This is a genomic window from Pseudomonas ficuserectae, from assembly GCF_024584585.1.
Lineage (GTDB): Bacteria > Pseudomonadota > Gammaproteobacteria > Pseudomonadales > Pseudomonadaceae > Aquipseudomonas > Aquipseudomonas amygdali.
On sequence record NZ_CP085684.1, the window covers coordinates 2,365,796 to 2,385,292 of the forward strand.

General features: G+C 61.0%; 12 protein-coding genes. 3 read left to right on the forward strand and 9 right to left on the reverse strand.

Going from position 1 to position 19,497, the window contains the following annotated elements:
* Nucleotides 1-241: 241 nt before the first annotated feature.
* From LJU29_RS10395 to pvdM, 4 genes are all read right to left on the reverse strand, one after another.
* The gene (locus LJU29_RS10395; protein WP_257112256.1) at nucleotides 242-1,918 is read right to left on the reverse strand and encodes a cyclic peptide export ABC transporter; all 1,677 of its coding nucleotides are present in this window, start codon (nucleotides 1,916-1,918) and stop codon (nucleotides 242-244) included.
* Between the two features lie 69 nt (nucleotides 1,919-1,987).
* Nucleotides 1,988-2,854 carry a dihydropyoverdine dehydrogenase gene (gene pvdO, locus LJU29_RS10400; RefSeq protein ID WP_057453282.1) on the reverse strand — a complete coding sequence of 289 codons (867 nt, stop codon included), beginning with the start codon at nucleotides 2,852-2,854 and terminating at the stop codon, nucleotides 1,988-1,990.
* A gap of 48 nt (nucleotides 2,855-2,902) precedes the next feature.
* Nucleotides 2,903-4,183, reverse strand: coding sequence for a pyoverdine-tailoring periplasmic protein PvdN (gene pvdN, locus LJU29_RS10405; RefSeq protein WP_122322303.1), 1,281 nt, complete (start codon nucleotides 4,181-4,183; stop codon nucleotides 2,903-2,905).
* Nucleotides 4,176-5,570, reverse strand: a complete 1,395-nt coding sequence (gene pvdM / locus LJU29_RS10410) for a pyoverdine-tailoring dipeptidase-like protein PvdM (protein WP_257112258.1) — start codon at nucleotides 5,568-5,570, stop codon at nucleotides 4,176-4,178. Before pvdM ends, pvdN begins: the two co-directional genes overlap by 8 nt.
* Before the next feature lie 183 nt (nucleotides 5,571-5,753).
* Between pvdM and pvdP the strand changes: the two genes are divergently transcribed.
* A complete protein-coding gene (gene pvdP / locus LJU29_RS10415; protein WP_054994771.1) occupies nucleotides 5,754-7,388 on the forward strand; it encodes a pyoverdine maturation tyrosinase PvdP in 1,635 nt (544 codons plus the stop codon).
* 396 nt (nucleotides 7,389-7,784) lie between these two features.
* Here the strand turns inward: pvdP and LJU29_RS10420 are convergent, their stop codons facing one another.
* The 3 genes from LJU29_RS10420 to LJU29_RS10430 are packed head-to-tail and all read right to left on the reverse strand — an operon-like array spanning nucleotide 7,785 to nucleotide 12,324.
* Nucleotides 7,785-9,173, reverse strand: coding sequence for an efflux transporter outer membrane subunit (locus tag LJU29_RS10420; protein ID WP_005753288.1), 1,389 nt, complete (start codon nucleotides 9,171-9,173; stop codon nucleotides 7,785-7,787).
* 7 nt (nucleotides 9,174-9,180) lie between these two features.
* A complete protein-coding gene (locus LJU29_RS10425) occupies nucleotides 9,181-11,151 on the reverse strand; it encodes a MacB family efflux pump subunit (RefSeq protein ID WP_257112260.1) in 1,971 nt (656 codons plus the stop codon).
* Nucleotides 11,152-12,324, reverse strand: coding sequence for an efflux RND transporter periplasmic adaptor subunit (locus LJU29_RS10430; protein WP_004664641.1), 1,173 nt, complete (start codon nucleotides 12,322-12,324; stop codon nucleotides 11,152-11,154).
* Between the two features lie 203 nt (nucleotides 12,325-12,527).
* Between LJU29_RS10430 and pvdQ the strand changes: the two genes are divergently transcribed.
* A complete protein-coding gene (pvdQ, locus tag LJU29_RS10435; protein ID WP_257112261.1) occupies nucleotides 12,528-14,867 on the forward strand; it encodes a bifunctional acylase PvdQ in 2,340 nt (779 codons plus the stop codon).
* 55 nt (nucleotides 14,868-14,922) lie between these two features.
* On the opposite strand, the gene LJU29_RS10440 is transcribed toward pvdQ, so the two are convergent.
* Complete coding sequence (locus LJU29_RS10440; protein ID WP_257112262.1) at nucleotides 14,923-15,270, reverse strand: hypothetical protein; 348 nt, start codon at nucleotides 15,268-15,270, stop codon at nucleotides 14,923-14,925.
* A gap of 235 nt (nucleotides 15,271-15,505) precedes the next feature.
* The gene (locus tag LJU29_RS10445) at nucleotides 15,506-16,702 is read right to left on the reverse strand and encodes an amino acid aminotransferase (protein WP_016982553.1); all 1,197 of its coding nucleotides are present in this window, start codon (nucleotides 16,700-16,702) and stop codon (nucleotides 15,506-15,508) included.
* A 378-nt stretch (nucleotides 16,703-17,080) separates the two neighbouring features.
* On the opposite strand from LJU29_RS10445, the gene uvrB reads away from it, so the two are divergent.
* The gene (gene uvrB / locus LJU29_RS10450; protein ID WP_002552947.1) at nucleotides 17,081-19,096 is read left to right on the forward strand and encodes an excinuclease ABC subunit UvrB; all 2,016 of its coding nucleotides are present in this window, start codon (nucleotides 17,081-17,083) and stop codon (nucleotides 19,094-19,096) included.
* The last annotated feature ends 401 nt before the right edge of the window (nucleotides 19,097-19,497 follow it).

The window sequence follows — 19,497 nt, forward strand, 5'->3', positions numbered from 1 at the left end:
GTTCAGCCGTCGACGGGGCAGGCGTGAGCAACTTTTTTATAAGGCGCTGCGCGGGAGATGGCTGTGCACGCAATTCGCTGTTAATGAGAACGAAAGCGAATAACGTTTATTTAATGAATTTTTCACAATTCCGGAAAAAAGATGGCGCTTGGCTATCTGGCTGGGGCGGGTATGGCTTCGCCGGGTAACAAAAAGCCCCGCTCGCGGACTGGCCGGGCGGGGCTTTCGAGGCGTGGATGAATCAGGCCGGAATGGTTTTGTCGTAAGTGTCGTTTTGCACCTGCTCGACCTGAATCTGCCCGGTCTGCATGCGCACCAGTTGGTCGGCGATGTAGAAATAGCGGTCGTCATGGGAGATGACGATGATGGTCTTGCCTTGCTGCTTCAGCTCCGGCAGCAGTTCGGTGTAGAACACGCGCCGGAACGCCGGGTCCTGATCAGCGGCCCACTCGTCGAAGACCAGCACCTGACGCTCGTCCAGCCACGCGTTGATCAGTGCCAGACGCTTGCGCTGACCGGTCGACAGGTCGGTGGTGGTGAAGGCACCATCCTTTATGCTGACCTTGTGCGCGATGTCCAGCCGCTCCAGGTATTTGCCGGCGTCTTGCGGCAGTGCGGCCTGCCCCTGCAACGGCTCATCAAACAGGTAGTAATCGGCAAAGATCGTAGTGAATAACTGGCGGTAGTCATCCAGGTTTTCCGGGGTGACGGTCTGCCCATTGAGGCGGATTTCGCCCTGTTGCGGCGTGTACAGACCCAGCAGCAGCTTGATCAACGTGGTCTTGCCACAGCCGTTTTCGCCGACGATGAACACGATATCGCCCTGTTTGATGCTCAAATCGACCGGGCCGAGATGAAAGGCGTCGCTGCCCTCGACCGGAGGGTAGTCATAGCGCAGGTTGTGCAGTTCCAGGGTTTGCATATTGGCCAGCGAATTGGGGCGGTCGCTGACCAGCAAGTGGGGTTCGGGGTTGGAAAACTTCCACGACAGTTCGGCGATACGGCGCATGGCGATCTGCGCGCGGCTGATGCCGGGCAGGGCGGTAATCAGGCGTTCCAGCGGGCCTTTCATGTACAGCATCACCAGCACGAAGCCGCCCAGCACGGTTTTTTCAGTGGTCGGCCACATGGCCTGGAAGGCGATGGCGATGCCGATCACGGCAAAGAACAGCATCGAACCGAAGGTTTCCGCGCTGACGAAAATGTTGGCGGCGCGAATGTTCGAGCGGCAGATGTGCTCGGTGGCACCGTGAATCTTCTCGTCGAGCATGTGCTGACGACGCTTGCGCTGAATGCGCAGCTCCTTGGCACCCGCAGACAGCGCCTGATAGTGCTTCTGCAATTCGTCTTCGCTGTGGCGCGCCGCCAGAATGCTGCGCATGCCGTACGCATGGGCCAGGTACTGCGCGCCGGTGCCGAGCACCACGGTGAGCACGGTCAGCGCCAGAATCTGCCAGGACAGCAGTGCCAGATAGGTCAGGCAGCCCAGGGTGACGGTGAACGAGATGACCATCGGTGCGACCGACAGGGCGAAGGTGCTGATGGTGTTGACGTCGTTGAGCAGCACCGGAATTAGACGGTGCGAGCGATAACGCTCCAGTTGCTCGATGGGTGCCACCAGCACCTTGGCAGCCAGCTCGCGGCGCAGGTTGGCGACCACGCGCTGGCCAACGTAGTTGGTCGACAGGTTGGACAGTGTCGAGCAGGCCAGGGTCAGCACACACAACCCGGCGAACAGCAGCGCGGTCTGCGTGTCCGGGCCGCCGGGCATGTTCATCGCATTGTTGATGGTGGCCAGCAGGCCGGTGACGCTCAGACCGCTGACAATACCCAGCACGGTCGACAGCGCCACCAGCCACCAGAAGGGCTTGAGGATTCTCAGGGTTTCCCGGGCGAGGCTTTCAGTTTTGCGGGTCATGGTGTGTCTCGTCAGTGTCCGTGAGTGCGGCCCGCGTCTGTCGCAGGCCGCAGGCGCGCATGAAGTCCGTTACAGGTCGCGGGCGACCCGGAAACCCAGCCAGTCGCCGCGTACATCCGGCTGACGGCTGTTGCGGTTGCCGGAGCGGGAGAAGATCGGCGCTTCGGTCCAGTCATTGCCGCGAATCATTTTCCAGGTGCAATCGCCGGCCAGCCAAGCGCTGCCGTCAGTGGGTGCGCCGTTGTAGTTGCTGGTCTCGCAATCGGCGGTCCATTCGTAGACATTGCCGTGGGCGTCGTAAATGCCGAAATCGTTGGGGCTGTAGCTGCCAGCGGGCGCGGTGTAGCTGAAGCCGTCTTCCGGGCCGTAGGTGTTGGCGTGTTTGGCGATGCTGTAGGGCTTGCCTTCATCCATCGGGAACGGGAAAGAGCCCTTGCTGCCGCCACGTGCCGCGTATTCGCGCTGCGCTTCGCTGACCATGTGATAGGACTTGCCGGTCTTCTTCGACAGCCATTCGACATAGGCCCTGGCTTCGTTCCAGTCCATGCACACGGCGGGCTGGCGTGCCGTCAGCGGGTAGCGTGGCTTGCCGGCCTTGCACTCGCGGCCAGGGCGGGTATCGCCGTCTGGCATCTTGTAACCGGAGCTCTTGATGTAGGCGTTCCATTCGCCACTCAGTACCTGAAAGCGGCTGATGGCGAACGGTTTGGAGAAGGTCACGTCATGCAGAGGGCCTTCGTCCGGCTGGCGACCCATTTCTTCCTCGGGTGCGCCCATGGTGAAAGTGCCTGCAGGCAGCACGACCATTTCCGGGCAATCCTTGCAGTCCTTGAACACTTTTCCGGGCGCGGGTACTGGCGCGGGCGTGGCGGCGAGGGTGGTGCCGCAGAGCAACAGGCCGAGCAGGGCGGAAAGGGACAGCAGTGTTTTTTTCATGACGGGTCTCGATGGAAAACGGAAAACAGTGGATTCAGTGCGTGTACGTCAGCTGCGCTGGCTGAGCAGGGCCATGAATCGATCGATTTCGGCCTCGTTGTTCAGCAATCCCGGCGCGGTGCGCACCACCGGGCCGACATCGCGGCTCACGGCGTCCACGACCATGCGTTGTTTCATCAGCCAGGCGGCCACCTCGTCACTTTCCTGGCCCTTGAGCCGGAAGAAACTGAAGCCCGCCGACAGTGCCGGGTCCATCGGTGTCACCAGTTCGACGTTGGGCTGCGCCTTGAGGCGCTGCTTGAGGTAGCTGTTAAGCTCGTGAATACGCGCCTGCACGTCGGCTTTGCCCAGTTGCAGGTGCAGCTTGAACGCCTCGTTCAGTGCCCAGCGGTGTTCGAACGAGTGATAGCCGCCGGGCGTCATGATCGTGCTGAAACCGGTGGCTTCCGAGAACGTCGGGATCAGTGGGGTGAGGTCTTTGACCTGCTCCGAGCGGGCGCAGACAATGCCTGTACCGCGCGGGCCGAACATCCACTTGTGAGTGCCGGCGACATAGAAGTCGCACTTCATGTCCGGGAAATCCAGGTTCTCGACGCCAAACCCGTGTACGCCGTCGACCACATACAGAATGCGGTCTTTGTCGTCACGGTTGCGGTTGTGTTCCTCGACCAGATCGCCGATGGCCCCGATAGGCAATTTCACACCACTGCCGGACTGCACCCAGGTCATGCCCAGCACTCGCGTCTTCGGCTGAATACTGCGCGCAATGGAGCCGATGATTTCGTCTGCCGACACGGTCGCCGGGTCTTTGAACAGGCGAATCTTGCGCACCTGAGTGCCTTCGCGCTGCTGGCGGAATTTGAGAATGTCGCGGGTGCAGGAATGCTCGTGCTCGGTGGTCAGAATCTCCTGATCCGGGCGCACATGCAGACCGCCGTAGATGATCGCCAGCCCTTCGGTGGTGCTGCCGGTGAGGGCGATCTGGCCAGGCTGGGCATTCAGGTACTTGCCCGCCCAGACGCGAACTTCATGTTCGCGGCGCTCGGTTTCCCCCAGGTCCCAGTCCATCGCCAGTCCGGGGTTGCGGTCGATGCGCGCGCGATGCTGTTCGATGGCCTCGCGAACCGGAGTGGGGTGCGAGGTGACCAGAAAGTTGGAAAGGTGGACGTAATCCGGGTCCTGATTGAACAGCTGTTTCAAGCGCGCCCATTTGTCTGTGGATGTCGGTGCAGGTGCGGACGCCAGTGCCGTTGACGCAAGACCGGAGCCCAGTGGCAAGGCTGCGGCCAGCACTCCGGCCTGTTTGAGGAAGGTTCTGCGGTCAGTCATGAGCGGTAGCGCCTGATGTTCGGCTAGCGGCATTCGAAAGGTTGGTTTGTTTCGCATCCGGACGCGCCGAAGCCTGCACCTGCTCCCAGACGCGCAGAAAATTGCCGCCCCAGAGCTTGGTGATATCCGCTTCGGCGTAACCGCGCTCGATCAGCTCGGCGGTCACGTTGCGAACCTCGCTGACATCGTTGAAGCCTTTTACGCCACCGCCATCATTGAAATCGGAGCTGATGCCGACATGGTCGATACCGATCTTTCTGACCGTGTAATCGATGGCGTCGACGAAATCCTTGACCGTGGCCTTGGGCTCTTCTTCAAGGATCGCGTACAGCTTGCTGGCGTAGGCACCGAAGCGCTGTTCCGGCCAGACCGTGATAATCGCGTCGCCGGGCATCAGTGCCATGGCCAGGTTGGGCAGTGGCGGCAGGTCGAAGTCCTTGCGCAGGGCGTTGAGCTTGTCCTGGGTCTTCTGGGTCAGCGGCTTCAAATAGGCCGGGAAAGCCACGATCTGCACCACGCCACCACTGTGCTTGATGAGCTGCATTTCCTCGTCGCTGAGGTTGCGCGGAATGTCCACCAGCGCACGCGGGGCCGAGTGTGAGGCGACCATTGGCGTACGGCTCAACTGGCTGACCTGCTCCAGCGCCTTGCTAGACATTTGCGAGACATCAATGATCACGCCCAGGTCGTTGAGGCGTTGCACTGCCTGCTTGCCGATCTCCGACAGGCCACCCAGCGCGTCGGGCGTGTCGTTTAGAAAGGGCAGGGGGCGTGAAGAGTCGGCCCAGCTGTTATTACCGACGTAACTGAAACCGAACATGCGCATGCCGCGCGCTGTCCAGTGGTCCAGCAGGCTCAGGTCATTGCCCAGCGGGTAGGCGTTGAGCATGCTGATAAAAATCGCAAACTTGCCCTCGCCGTGCAGGCGGCGCATGTCGTCGGGGGTATAGGCGATGCCGACCTGATTGGGGAAATCCCGAACCATGCCGGTGATGATCTTGTAGCGCACTTCCTGCTGGTGGCGCGCTTCGTCGACAAAGCCGGGTGTCGGGCGATGCGGGGCATTGTCGCCGTTCCAGATTTCCGGCCAGCCGAATACCGTCAGTGCTGCGCCGGACAAGCGCCCGCGTGCGGTTTTCACCAAGTCGAACTGGCCCGAACCGTCCTTGTCGGCTTCATTGCCCTCGCTGCCGAATTTCATCGGCACGGTGATGTGGCTGTCGAAGGAAATGATCCGCTCTTGCAGGTCGTCGGCCTGCTTCATGACCTTGACCGGGTAACCGGCAGGCGACCAGTAATTCCAGGCCAGAAAACCCGCGCCTGCACTGATTGCCAGGGCCAGTGGCAGGCCGATGAAGAGAGCCTTTTTCCAACGCGGTCTTGTCATTTCCGTCTCGTTCAGATTAACCGTTGCGCAGCCTGCAAGGGCTGTTGCTATCTGGTGGAGAACGAGCGGATGGGCGAAAAATTTAGCGCCGTATCCTGGATTCAGACGCTGAGCTAAATTTGTCTGCCGGGTTTACGTTCTAGCTTGGATAACGGCTGTCTCGGTGCTGGAACAGGTAGGGTAATGACGATTTCTCGACGAGGGTTCATAGCAGGGCTGGCGCTGACCGGCGCGGCAGTTCCGGCTGCCTATTATGCGCATCGGGAATTCACCCGTGTCGAGGAACCCGTGACACCGGGCGAGGCCACGGCCGGGCCCGCAGATACGTCTACCCAGCGCCTGGCCGACAAGCTGCGCGGGGTATGGACGCTGCGTTTCGAGGGGCGCGATGCCGGATTGGCCGATGCGCCGCTTGAAGGTCTGGAAATGTTTCTCGACATTGCCCCGCGCGGTCGCGGCCTGCGCGGTTATATCGATACGCCGGAGCAATTGCGCAGCGACGCACAGCCACGCTTCCGGGTGATTGGCGACCTGCAACCGGCCAACGCGGCAAAGCTGTATCTGCGGATCATGGATGGCCATGCTGGCAATGATCCGCACAGCGACACTGCGGATTACGAATTCAGCCTGACCCTTGATGAAGTCTGGGGCGCGTTCGGCAATGCGGGCAGCGGCACGTTGAGCGGACGTATCGAACGTCTGGACCGGCCGTTGGCCCTGCCGGAGCTGGAAAACCGCCTGATTGCCATCAAGCAGGTGTTCCCTGAGGCGCGCGAGCGGGTCGGCCTGAGTCCGCCGTTTCTGGCCTGGCTGGTTTCCAAGGAGCATCGCTTGTTTCACCAGTTATGGCATGCCTCTCGGGACAAATGGCACAAGCTGCCCGAAGACAAGCGCAACGCCCTGCGTGGTATCGGCTGGCAGCCGGGGCCGCGCGAGAAAGAGCGTGATGCGCGTGGCCCGCACAAGGACCGCAATGGTTCAGGTGAAGACTTCTTTTACATGCACCGGCACATGCTGATTCAGGCGCGCAAGATTCAGGACCTGCCGTCGTGGCCGCGGTTTCCGTTGCCTCAGCCTGAGCTGGAGCGCGACCGGTTGGGTTTCGCACGTTATTTCGATAATCACGACGGTTGTTCGCTGCCGCCCAACTGGCTGGCCCAGGGCGATGAGGAATACACGCAACTGGTCAGCGATATCAAAAGCCACGAGACGTTTCACACGCACTTTCAGGTCTGGGAGTCGCAGTACCGCGACCCGCGCTTTCTGTCGAAGCTGACGTTGGGGCAGTTTGGTTCGCAGGTCGAGCTGGAACTGCACGACTGGTTGCACATGCGTTGGGCCTCCGTCGCTCGCGACCCCGCCAACGGCCAGCCGGTGCCCATGGCGCGTCGTTCGGACGACTTCGCCGAGCGCTGGTTCGAGCCGGAAAACGACTTTCTCGCCGATCCGTTTTCATCGCATGTGAACCCGGTGTTCTGGATGTTTCACGGCTGGATCGACGACCGCATCGACGACTGGTTCCGCGCCCACGAGCGCTTTCATCCGGGTGAAGTGAAGCGCCTGGAAGTCAATGGCGTGCCGTGGTTCGCGGCGGGCCGCTGGGTTGAAGTCAGCGACCCGTGGCTGGGGCCGGAAACCCACGGCTGCAGCACCGTGCCCGGGCAGGCGGCAGGCACGACCATGGAAGTGGACCCGGAAGTCATGAAGCTTGCGCTGCGTATTACCTTTGCGGCGGATGACAAATTGAGCAGCCTGCTACGCCGCGTGCCACGCAGGCCGTGGTATGCGCGCAATCTGTTGCCGGACAGTTGGTTTTAGCGAACGGTCGTTGAGATGATCGTTCCGCACGCTCCAGCATGAGAATGCAGGTCATGACGCTCTGCGTCGCAAAGAGGACGCGGAGCGTCCCGAACGGCATGCGACGCAGAGCGTCGCACGATAATTGAGTTATCTGCGCATACTGACGCAGAGCTTCAGTACGATAGTTGGGATTATCGTTCCCTACGCTCCAGCGTGGGAATGCAGTTCTCGACGCTCTGCGTCGCAAGAGGACGTAGAGCGTCGCACGATAATTGAGTTATCTGCGCAGACCGACGCAGAGCTTCAGTACGATAGTTGGGATTATCGTTCCCTACGCTCCAGCGTGGGAATGCAGTTCTCGACGCTCTGCGTCGCAAGAGGACGCAGAGCGTTGCACGATAGTGGATCGTGCGCTCAGCGCACCTGCCAGCCGCCGCCCAGCGCCTTGTACAGCGCGATGCTCGCCTGCAAGCGTGCCAGCCGTAACTGCACGCTCACGTCCTGCGCCTGATACAGCGTGCGTTGGGTTTCCAGTACCGTCAGTAAGTCCTCGGCACCTTCTTCATAGCGGCTCTGGGCGATGTTGAAAGCGGTTTGCGCCTGTTTGAGTTCTTCTTCGTGCCAGTAGCGTTGCTGGTCCAGGCCTTGAATGCTGTTCAGGGCTTTTTCGACGTCGGCGAAGCTGTTGATGATCGCTCCGCGATAGGTTTCCAGCAGCTCTTCCTGACGAGCTGTGGCCCTGTCGCGCTCGGCAGCCAGACGCCCATTATTGAAGATCGGCCCGACCAGACCGGCAGCCAGGCTGCTGAACGGTGCGCGCAACCAGTCTTCGGCGCGGGTGGCTTCGGTGCCGAGCCTGGTGCTCAGGGTCAGCTTTGGCAGCATGGCAGCGCGCGCCACCGTGACATTGGCTTGCGCCGCGGCCAGTTCAGCTTCGGCTTTGGCCAGATCCGGGCGGCGGGTCAGCAGTTCGCTGGGCAGACCGGGGCCGATGTCCGGCCAGTTCAGGGTGGCGAATGCCTGATCACCGAGGTTCAGATTCTGTACCGGCTGGCCGAGCAACGCTGCCAGGCTGATCAACTGCTCGTTGGCCAGTTGCTGAACGCGTGGCAGTTCGCGCTGCTGGGTCGCGACCAGGTTTTTCTGCTGCGCCAGTTCCAGTGCAGTGGCCGAACCCGAGTCGTAACGGGTCTGCACCAGCCTCAAAACGCTTTGCGCGTTGGCAAGGTTCAGCTCGGCAATCCGGCCTTGCTCGCGCGCCGCGAGGGTTTGCGCATAGCGGTCAGCGACGTTGCCGAGCAGGGTCAGTTCCACTGTCGCCTGATCGAATTCGCTGGCCCGCAGGCTTTGTAGCGCACTGTTGCGTCCGGCGGCGATACCGCCCCAGAAATCCACTTCATAGCTGGCGCTCAGGTCGCTGGTGAAGTTGTTGGTGTTGTTGTCGTCGGAAGGGTTGGCCTTGCGGTCGCTGTTGCGCACGAACTTGTTGCGTTCGCCGCGCAGGTCAAAGGCCAGCTCCGGGAGCAAAGGTGCGCCGCCAATGATGGCGCTGGCCTGCGCCTGGCGCACTCGAGCCATTGCTGCAGCGACTTCGTGGCTGTCGCGACTGGCCTGTTCGATCAGGCGATTCAATTGCGGGCTGCCGAACTGCTGCCACCAGCGGGCGTCGCTGCGCTGGGCGGCAGCGCTCTGGGCAAACGCCCAGCGTGCAGGTGGCTGAATGCCGCTGTCCAGGCACGGAGCCGGGGCATTGCAGGCGGTCAGTAACAGGCAGACGGTCAAAAGGGAAAGGCTCGGCTTCATTGATTGTTCATTCACTGGTAAGGGCCGCAACCGGGTCGAGCCGGGCAGCTTTGCGGGCAGGCATGAAGCCGAAGATCACGCCGGTGACCAGTGCGCAGGCAAACGCTCCGGCCACTGCCGGCACGGTGAACGCAACCGCCACCTTGCTCAGCAACAAGGCTGCGCCCATGCCCAGCGCCAGCACGACACCGGCCAGCCCGCCGACCACGGAAAGCATCACAGCCTCGGTAAGAAACTGCCGCAGGATGTCGCTCTGTCGCGCACCGGTGGCCATGCGGATGCCGATTTCACGGGTGCGTTCGCGCACTGTCATCAGCATGATGTTCATCACGCCGATACCACCGACCAGCAACGAAATGGCGGCAATCGAGCCGAGCATCAGCGACAGGGTGTTCTGGGTGCGTGCTTCGGCCTGGATCATCGCGGCGTTGTTGGTCAGTTCGTAATCCTGTTTGCCGTGATGCAGTTGTTGCAGCAGCTCGCGGATCGCTGTTTCGGCCTGTTTGACGTTGTTGGCGTCACGGGTGGCGATGGTGATGTACTCGGGGTCCTGCGTGCCGAAAAGGCGGATACTGGCCGCCGAGTAGGGAATGGCGATGCGGTTGTCGCTGTCCAGGTCACCGGAAGTGGCGCCTTTTTCTTCAAGCACGCCGACCACCTGAAACGGTACGTTTTCGATCAGGATGTACTGGCCAATAGGGTCGGTATGCTCGCCGAACAGTTTCTGGCGAACTTTGTAACCAATCACTGCCACGGCGGCAGCACTTTGCTCATCCGCTTCGCTGAAATAACTGCCTTCCACTACCGGCCAGTTGAAGATCGCCGGAAAGTGCGTGTCGTTGCCGCCGACATAACTGGAATGATCGACGTTGCCGTAGCGCACGCCGGCCTGTCCGCCGTTGACCGGCATGATCATTTTTACCTCGGGCAGCTCGCCCAGCGCCGCGACCTCTTCAAGCGTGATGATGCCCTTGGGTGCACGCGGGTTGGGGGCCTTGCCGTTGAGGTAAATGATGTTGGAGCCGAACGAGGACATCTGTGCCATGACCTGGCGCTTGCTGCCTTCACCGACCGCCAGCATGACCACCACCGATGCAACGCCGATGACGATACCCAGCAGCGTCAGCGCGGTACGAAAGCGGTTGATCCACATCACCCGCCACGCGGCCTGAACCGCGTCGAGCAGTTCGCCTTTCCACGCCCCGCGACTGCCGCTGCCGTCGCTCAGACGCTTGCGCAGGTCGACGGCCTGTAGCGCAGCGGGGTTGGCTGAACGTGGCGCAGACAGATCGCATGCGGTATCGCTGACCACCAGGCCGTCACTGATCTCGATGACCCGTTTGGCGCGGGCTGCGACTTCCCGGTCATGGGTGATCAGGATCACCACATGGCCCTGGCTGGCCAGTTCGTCCAGCAGCGCCATGACCTCGGCACCGCTGTGGCTGTCCAGCGCACCTGTGGGTTCGTCGGCGAGGATGATATGCCCGCCATTCATCAAGGCGCGGGCAATGGACACCCGTTGCTGCTGGCCACCAGACAGCTGGTGTGGCCGGTTGCCGGTGCGCGACCCCAGGCCCAGCCGGTCGAGCAGTGCGGCAGCTCGGGCGTGGCGCTCTGCGGCGGGTGTGCCAGCGTAGATGGCTGGCATTTCAACGTTTTCCTGTGCCGAGCCGGAAGGGATCAGGTGGTAGCCCTGAAACACAAAACCGAATGCCTCGCGGCGCAGCCAGGCGAGTTCGTCGCTGCCCAGCTCTGCAACGTTTTCCCCGGCGAACAGGTATTCACCCGAGGTCGGGCGATCGAGGCAGCCGAGGATGTTCATCAGTGTCGACTTGCCGGAACCGGAGGCGCCGACAATCGCTACGAATTCCCCGGCATGGATCGATAAATCGATGCCACGCAGAACGTTGACCAGCGGGCTGTCGCCACCGCCGTAGGATTTGCGGATGGCGCGCAGGTCGATCAGCGGCGTTTGCATTCAGCCCCCGCTGCCGACAGAAGCCGGCACCAGCAGGCGATCACCTTCATTCAGGCCGTCGAGCACCTGCACGCGCAGGCGGTCGCTGATGCCGGTGCGTACCTGACGGTTTTGCACTTCGCCATTGGCGGACAGCACCTGCGCGATCTGCACATCGGCCTGAGGACCGTTCTGCAAGGCTGCGAGCGGGGCGGTCAGGGTGTTCTGCGCGCTGCCGGCGACGAAGAATATCTGTGCAGTCATTTCTGCCATCAGCGCCTGGTCGCTGTTATCAACGTCCAGCAGCACGGTGTACAGCACAACCCGACCGCCGCCGCTCTTGCGCGCACTGCTCGGACTGCCGCCGCCCTGATTGGCTTGATCAAGCGGTCTGGGCGGCACTGGCAGAATTTGCCGCACAGTGCTGCTCCAGCGCCGATTGCCACCGCTGAGAGTGGTGAAGTAGGCCGTCATGCCGGGTTTGACATGGCCAATATCAGCTTCCGAGACTTCGGCCCAGACGGTCATGGGCGACAAGCGGGCGATGCGCAGAATCAGCGGCGTCTGCTGTTGCGCGTTCAGGGTCTGACCTTCTCGCGCATCCAGTGCGACCACCGTGCCGCTCATGGGGGCGTAGATGCGCGTGTAGCCCAGCGCCGCCTCGTCACTGCGCAGCGCCGCCTGAGCTTCCAGGATCTGTGCCTTGAACATGTCGACCCGTGCCTGTGTGGCACGAAATTCCGATTCCGCAGCCTGCACGTCTTCGGCACGCGTGGCACCGCCCGCCGCAAGGCGTTTCTGACGTTGTTGCTTCTGTTCGGCCAGTTCGTGCAGCGCACGCTGTTCCTGAAGCTGGGCCTTGAGGTTTTCGATGGCGTAACGCGCGGCGTCCAGCCTGGCTTTTTGTGTCGACGGATCGATTTCGACCAGCAAGTCGCCTTCCTTGACCTGATCGCCGACCTGCGCGTGGATTTTCATGATCTGCCCGGTGGCCTGCGAGCCAACGTCCACATAGCTGCGCGGCTGCAAGGTGCCCAGTGCGGTCACGCTGTTTTCGATGTTGCTGCGGGTCACCGTCACGGTCGCTGCATGACCTTTGCTGTCGGGCATGATCTGCCAGGCACACACGGCGATGACTGGGAACAGGCACAGCGCCACGAGAAGGGCGCGTCGAGGAGGGCGAGAGCGTTTCATGCAGGTTCCTGGGGTGGGAAAAATCAACCGATCGACGGACGCCGGCTGCAGAGCGGGCCTTTATATAGAGCTGCCCTTTAAACGAGGGATGAGGACGGGAATTTAGCGTCGGCTGCGGGTTGCATTGCGCGAGTAAATTTTGCGTCTGCGCTTCGTTTAAGGGGAGCGGCTAATTCGGGTCGTCTTGTCGAGTTGGAGTCAGCGTGATTATTTCCAGACCCCTGTGCGGTTTTGTGTTTGCAGGTCTTTCTTTCGCGGTGATATTGCCTGCCCAGGCCCTGGTTGCCGCGGATCATCAGGCCGCCCGTGCCGAAATCCGGCGTACCGGTTTTGGCGTTCCGCATATCGTCGCCGCCAATGAGCTCGGTCTGGGTTACGGCATCGGTTATGCGTATGCGCAGGACAACCTGTGCCTGCTGGCCAACGAAATCGTCACCGTAAACGGCGAGCGCTCACGCTATTTCGGGCCGGACAAGGCGACCCTTGAGCAACGCAGCAACATGGCCAGCGACCTGCTGTTCAAGTGGCTCAACACGCCTGAGGCACTGGCTGATTTCTGGAAAGCCCAGCCGCCCGAGATTCGCCAGTTGATGCAGGGCTATGTCGCCGGCTACAACCGCTCGCTGGGTGAGCAGAAGGCCAAGGGTCTGCCGCAGCCTTGCGCAGCCGATTGGGTACGACCGATCAGTACCGATGATTTGCTGCGCCTGACTCGCCGCTTGCTGGTCGAGGGCGGCGTAGGGCAGTTCACTGAGGCACTGGCGGGAGCCAAACCGCCTTCTGCGCAAAAGCCATTGCAGGTTGATAGCCAGCAGGTTCAGGCGCTGCAATTGGCCGCTGCGCGCAACCAGCGCTTTGCCCTGGAGCGTGGCAGCAATGCCGTGGCAGTAGGGCACGAGCTGTCCGCCAATGGGCGTGGCATGCTGTTGGCCAACCCGCACTTTCCATGGGGCGGCGGCATGCGTTTCTATCAAATGCACCTGACCATTCCTGGCAAGCTCGACGTGATGGGCGCCGCATTGCCGGGCCTGCCGCTGATCAATATCGGTTTCAACCGGCATCTGGCCTGGAGCCATACCGTCGACACGTCGAAACACTTCACCTTGCATCGCTTGCAGCTCGACCCGAAAGACTCGACCCGTTACCTGCTGGATGGAAAATCCATCGCTATGGGCCAGCAGCAAGTCAGCGTCGAGGTGAAGCAGCCGGACGGTAGCCTCAAGGCTGTGCCGCGCATCATTTATTCCTCGAAGTTCGGCCCGGTGGTGCAGTGGCCGGGCAAGCTGGACTGGGATGACAAGTTCGCCTTCAGCCTGCGTGACGCCAACCTGGAAAACGACCGTGTGTTACAGCAGTGGTATTCGATGGACAAGGCTGACAGCCTCAAGGCGTTTCAGGATTCGGTGCACAAGATTCAGGGCATTCCGTGGGTCAATACCCTGGCGGTCGATGCCAAGGGGCAGGCGCTGTACATGAACCTCTCGGTAGTACCGAACGTGGACGCCGCCAAGCTCGCCAAGTGCAGTGACCCGCGTATAGGCACCGAGCTGATCGTGCTCGACGGCTCGCGCAGTGAATGTAACTGGGACATATCCGCGGAGGCGGCTCAGGCGGGTATTTATCCGTCCTCACGCCAGCCGCAACTGTTGCGTAGCGACTTTGTGCAGCATTCCAATGATTCTGCCTGGATGGTCAATCCCGCGGCACCACTGAAGGGATTTTCGCCGTTGATCAGCCAGGACGGTCAGCCACTCGGTCAGCGTGCGCGCTTTGCGCTGGATCGGCTGGGCAGCCTGCAACAGGCTGGCAAGGTCAGCGCCGAGAATCTGCAAGCGATGGTCATGGACAACGAGGTGTATCAGGCCGGGCAAGTGCTGCCGGATCTGTTGAAGTTCTGTGCTTCGGAGCTGGGTGATGATGTAGCGCGTCTGACGCCGTTGTGCGCCGCCTTGAAAGCCTGGGACGGACGCGCAGATCTGAACAGTGGCATCGGGTTCGTGTACTTCCAGCGGATCATGACATCCATGCAAGGCGTTGCCTCGCGCTGGCGTGTGGTGTTCGACCCGCAGAACCCGATCCATACGCCAAGCGGGCTGGCCATTGAAAACCCTCAGGTTGCCAGCGCACTGCGCGCCGCCATGCTTGCGGCGGTTGATGAGGTGGCCAAGGCCGGTCTTTCGCCCGAGAGTAAATGGGGCGACATTCAGGTCTCCAGCCTCAGCGGCAAACCCATTCCGATTCACGGTGGCCCGGCCGGGCTCGGCGTCTACAACGCCATGCAGACCATCGCTGGCAAGGACGGCAAGCGTGAGGTGGTGAGCGGCACCAGCTATCTGCAGGTAGTGACGTTTGATGAGCAGGGGCCCAGAGCGCAAGGCCTGCTGGCATTTTCTGAATCGAGCAACCCGCAGTCGGCCCACTCAAGTGACCAGACCGAGGCGTTTTCGAAAAAGCAGTGGAGTGAGTTGCCGTTCACCGAACAGCAAATCAAGGCTGATCCAGCGTATCAGGTGCAGGTGATCAGCGAGGAGGGCAGCCGCTGAACATGGCAGGAGAAGCGTTTGGGCCGGGCGGCCCAAATGCGCTTGCCTGTCGGGATCAGCCGCCGGGCGTATCGATATCGGCGTCAACACCCTGGGTAGGCTGATGATTGCGCAGATCCTCGGTTTTTTCCTCAGGCTCATGGTCAGGCACGTAAGCGCTGTCGCCGGATGACTGGCTTTGGCTTTGGCCTTGAGACTGAGACTGAGACTGAGACTGAGACTGAGACTGAGACTGGCTGGGAGCAGGGCTTTGGCCCTGATTCTGGCCTACACCTTTTTCCGTCTCCGGTTCTACGTCCGCAACCTGTGGCTCGATGGCCGGGTCGTTGCGGTCTGCGCCTTGGTCAGCGGGCGTATGCTGGCCCGGTGGCTGTTCTTTCTGACGTTGCGGTTCGATGGACATGAGTACCTCGATATCTGTTTCAGAAAATGGTCTGACAGGGTTTCGAAAGGTAGCCATATGGATCGTTCGATTCAGTTGCCGAACGGTGCTGAAGGAGGGTGATGCAGGATTGGGTGTTGTGTGAGGCTACGGGAGGTGCGATGTTCGCGAAGGGGGCCGTACAGTTGCATGAGATGCATTGAACGGAATATAGCCTTCGCGAACAGGTTCGCTACAGAAGATATAGGCAGCGCGGTTACAGCACTTTCTTGATTGCGTCGCACACGGCATCAATATTCTTCTGGTTCAGCGCCGCCACGCAGATACGCCCGGTATCCAGCGCGTAGATGCCGAATTCGCTGCGCAGGCGTTGTGCCTGTGCGGCGGTCAGGCCGGAATAGGAGAACATGCCGCACTGACGGCCGACAAAGCTGAAGTCCTGACCGGCCGGGTTATCCGCCAGGCGCTCGACCATGGCTTTGCGCATGCCTTGAATGCGCACGCGCATCTCGCCGAGTTCTTCTTCCCACAGAGCGCGCAGTGCCGGGTCGTTGAGCACCGCAGCGGAAATGATCGCGCCGTGGGTCGGCGGGTTGGAGTAGTTGGTGCGGATCACGCGCTTGACCTGCGACAGAACGCGGGCAGTTTCTTCTTTCGATTCGGTAATGATCGACAGCGCGCCCACACGTTCGCCATACAGCGACAGCGACTTGGAAAACGAGCTGGAGGCGAAGAAAGTCAGGCCCGACTCGGCGAACAGGCGCACAGCCAGTGCATCTTCCTGAATGCCTTGACCGAAGCCCTGGTACGCCATGTCCAGAAACGGTACATGACCCTTGGCCTTGACCACTTCCAGCACTTTTTTCCAGTCATCCAGGCTCAGATCGACGCCAGTCGGGTTGTGGCAGCAGGCGTGCAGCACAACCACAGAGTTGTCTGGCAGGTTCTGCAGGTCTTCAAGCATGCCGGCGCGGTTCACGTCGTGGGTGGCTGCGTCGTAATAACGGTAATTCTGCACCGGGAAACCTGCGGTTTCGAACAGTGCGCGGTGGTTTTCCCAGCTTGGGTCGCTGATCGCTACCACTGCGTTGGGCAGCAGTTGCTTGAGGAAGTCGGCACCGATCTTCAAGGCACCTGTGCCGCCGACCGATTGAGTGGTCAGCACACGGCCTGAAGCGATCAGCGGTGAATCAGCTCCCAGCAGCAGTTTTTGCACGGCCTGGTCATAAGCGGCAATGCCGTCGATCGGCAGGTAACCGCGCGGCGCGTGCTGGGCGACACGGATCTTTTCAGCTTCAGCCACGGCACGCAGCAGAGGAATGCGCCCCTCTTCATCACAGTAGACGCCTACGCCAAGGTTGACCTTGGTGGTGCGGGTGTCAGCGTTGAAGGCTTCGTTGATACCCAGGATCGGATCGCGGGGTGCCATTTCGACAGCGGAGAACAGGCTCATTGTGCGGCGGCTCTTGATGAAGAGTGGGTAGGGATGCACGCTGCGGCTGAATGCGCCAAAGCGGTGCACAAACAGGGCTTAGTATAGAGAGCATCCCCTCGCCGGGCGACAGGTCGAGGCGGCTTTTTTCGAGGTTATGTGCATATTTTCAGAACGTTCGTCCCGTTCGAGCCTCAATGCTTTAAGTGCGTGACTTGAAAGGCCAGCATATGGCTCCATCTAGTAAGCATCATTTCAAGACATCGCACGCCTTTTCCCGGCGGGACCGGGCGTTGGCGATCATTTCGTCATGGCCTGTCAGTCCATTCAGGTGAGGCGAGCCCTTTGCGCGATCCCGTCGCGTACGAATCAAGTCGCGTATGAACCAAGAGGTAGGATATGTCCGAGTTCCAGCTCGTTACCCGTTTTGAGCCAGCCGGCGATCAGCCCGAGGCCATTCGCCAACTGGTCGAAGGGATCGACGCAGGGCTCGCGCACCAGACCTTGCTGGGGGTGACCGGCTCGGGCAAGACGTTCAGCATCGCCAACGTGATCTCTCAGGTGAAGCGCCCGACGCTGGTCCTGGCACCGAACAAGACCCTGGCCGCGCAGTTGTATGGCGAATTCAAGGCGTTCTTCCCGAACAACGCCGTGGAATATTTCGTTTCCTATTACGACTACTACCAGCCCGAGGCCTATGTGCCGTCGTCTGACACCTTCATCGAGAAGGATGCGTCGATCAACGACCACATCGAGCAGATGCGCCTGTCTGCAACCAAGGCGCTGCTGGAGCGCAAGGACGCGATCATCGTCACCACGGTGTCGTGCATCTACGGCCTGGGCAGCCCGGAAACCTATCTGCGCATGGTCATGCACATCGACCGTGGCGACAAACTGGACCAGCGCGCCCTGTTGCGACGACTGGCCGACCTGCAATACACCCGCAACGACATGGACTTCGCCCGTGCGACGTTCAGGGTGCGTGGCGATGTCATCGACATCTACCCGGCCGAATCCGATCTGGAAGCGATCCGCGTCGAGCTGTTCGATGATGAGGTCGAAAGCCTGTCGGCGTTCGATCCGCTGACCGGTGAGGTGATCCGCAAGCTGCCGCGCTTCACGTTCTACCCCAAGAGCCATTACGTTACCCCGCGCGAGACGCTGATCGAGGCAATGGAAGGGATCAAGGTCGAGTTGCAGGAGCGTCTTGAATACCTGCGCACTCAGAACAAGCTCGTGGAAGCCCAGCGTCTGGAGCAACGGACCCGCTTCGATTTGGAGATGATGCTGGAGCTGGGCTACTGCAACGGTATCGAAAACTACTCGCGCTACCTGTCGGGCCGTCCGTCCGGTGCGCCGCCTCCGACCCTGTTCGACTACCTGCCTGCCGATGCCTTGCTGGTGATCGACGAGTCTCACGTCAGCGTGCCGCAGGTCGGCGCTATGTATAAAGGTGACCGCTCACGCAAGGAAACCCTGGTTGAGTACGGGTTTCGTTTGCCATCGGCGCTGGATAACCGGCCCATGCGCTTTGACGAGTGGGAAGCGATCAGCCCGCAGACCATTTTTGTCTCGGCGACGCCGGGCAACTATGAAGCGGAGCACGCGGGACGTGTCGTCGAGCAGGTAGTACGCCCGACTGGTCTGGTGGACCCACAGATCGAGATTCGCCCGGCGCTGACCCAGGTCGACGACCTGTTGTCGGAAATCCACAAACGTACGGCGCTGGAAGAGCGGGTGCTGGTCACCACGCTGACCAAGCGCATGTCAGAGGATTTGACCGATTACCTCAGCGACCACGGGGTGCGAGTGCGTTACCTGCACTCGGACATCGATACAGTTGAACGTGTCGAGATTATCCGCGACCTGCGTCTGGGTACCTTCGATGTGTTGGTGGGGATCAACCTGCTGCGCGAGGGCCTGGACATGCCGGAAGTGTCGCTGGTGGCGATTCTCGATGCCGACAAGGAAGGTTTCCTGCGTTCCGACCGTTCGCTGATTCAGACCATCGGTCGGGCTGCGCGTAACCTCAATGGCCGGGCGATCCTGTACGCCGACCGCATCACCGGTTCCATGGAGCGCGCCATTGGCGAAACCGAACGGCGCCGCGATAAACAGCTCGCCTTCAACCTTGAGCACGGCATTACCCCAAAAGGCGTGTTCAAGGACGTTGCCGACATCATGGAAGGTGCCACGGTGCCCGGCTCGCGCAGCAAGAAGCGCAAGGGCATGGCCAAGGCCGCCGAAGAAAACGCTCGCTACGAAAACGAACTGCGCTCGCCGAGCGAGATCAACAAGCGCATTCGTCAACTGGAAGAAAAAATGTACCAGTTGGCCCGCGACCTGGAGTTCGAAGCCGCCGCGCAGATGCGCGACGAGATCGGCAAGTTGCGGGAGCGGTTGCTGGCGGTTTGAAGCATTGGGCACGTCACCTCTTATGCCGATGGGCCACGTCTGCATGCAGTTCGTGACGCTCTGCGCCACGAGTCTTTAGTGCCGCACAATGTCATGCTGCGCCTGCATGATGCCGCCATACGCGCTTTTCGATCACGGTGGCACTGACGACGCAGAGTGCGACCTTAGTGACGGCTGAGTCCTGGCGCTGATCCGGGGGTAGCCTGGCAGGACGCCAGGCTAGCCGCACCGGACCATGGATGGTCCGTTGCGGCGACCCCCGGATCAGTGCCAGGGCGAAGGAACCCGACGAAGTCGGGCCGGAAACAGGAGCGAAGGACTTTTCTCACTTTGGTCCCTCAAAGTGAGTCGCCGAGGGGCGAAAAAGTGACCTGAGTCGAACCCTAATCTACCTGAAACCA

Coding starts and splice junctions, on each gene's coding strand:
- pvdN (WP_122322303.1), bottom strand. CDS start 4,183: ATGACTGACCGCAGAACCTTCCTCAAACAGGCCGGAGTGCTGGCCGCA.
- uvrB (WP_002552947.1), top strand. CDS start 17,081: ATGTCCGAGTTCCAGCTCGTTACCCGTTTTGAGCCAGCCGGCGATCAG.
- LJU29_RS10395 (WP_257112256.1), bottom strand. CDS start 1,918: ATGACCCGCAAAACTGAAAGCCTCGCCCGGGAAACCCTGAGAATCCTC.
- pvdO (WP_057453282.1), bottom strand. CDS start 2,854: ATGAAAAAAACACTGCTGTCCCTTTCCGCCCTGCTCGGCCTGTTGCTC.
- LJU29_RS10445 (WP_016982553.1), bottom strand. CDS start 16,702: ATGAGCCTGTTCTCCGCTGTCGAAATGGCACCCCGCGATCCGATCCTG.
- LJU29_RS10420 (WP_005753288.1), bottom strand. CDS start 9,173: ATGAAGCCGAGCCTTTCCCTTTTGACCGTCTGCCTGTTACTGACCGCC.
- pvdP (WP_054994771.1), top strand. CDS start 5,754: ATGACGATTTCTCGACGAGGGTTCATAGCAGGGCTGGCGCTGACCGGC.
- LJU29_RS10440 (WP_257112262.1), bottom strand. CDS start 15,270: ATGTCCATCGAACCGCAACGTCAGAAAGAACAGCCACCGGGCCAGCAT.
- pvdM (WP_257112258.1), bottom strand. CDS start 5,570: ATGACAAGACCGCGTTGGAAAAAGGCTCTCTTCATCGGCCTGCCACTG.
- LJU29_RS10425 (WP_257112260.1), bottom strand. CDS start 11,151: ATGCAAACGCCGCTGATCGACCTGCGCGCCATCCGCAAATCCTACGGC.
- LJU29_RS10430 (WP_004664641.1), bottom strand. CDS start 12,324: ATGAAACGCTCTCGCCCTCCTCGACGCGCCCTTCTCGTGGCGCTGTGC.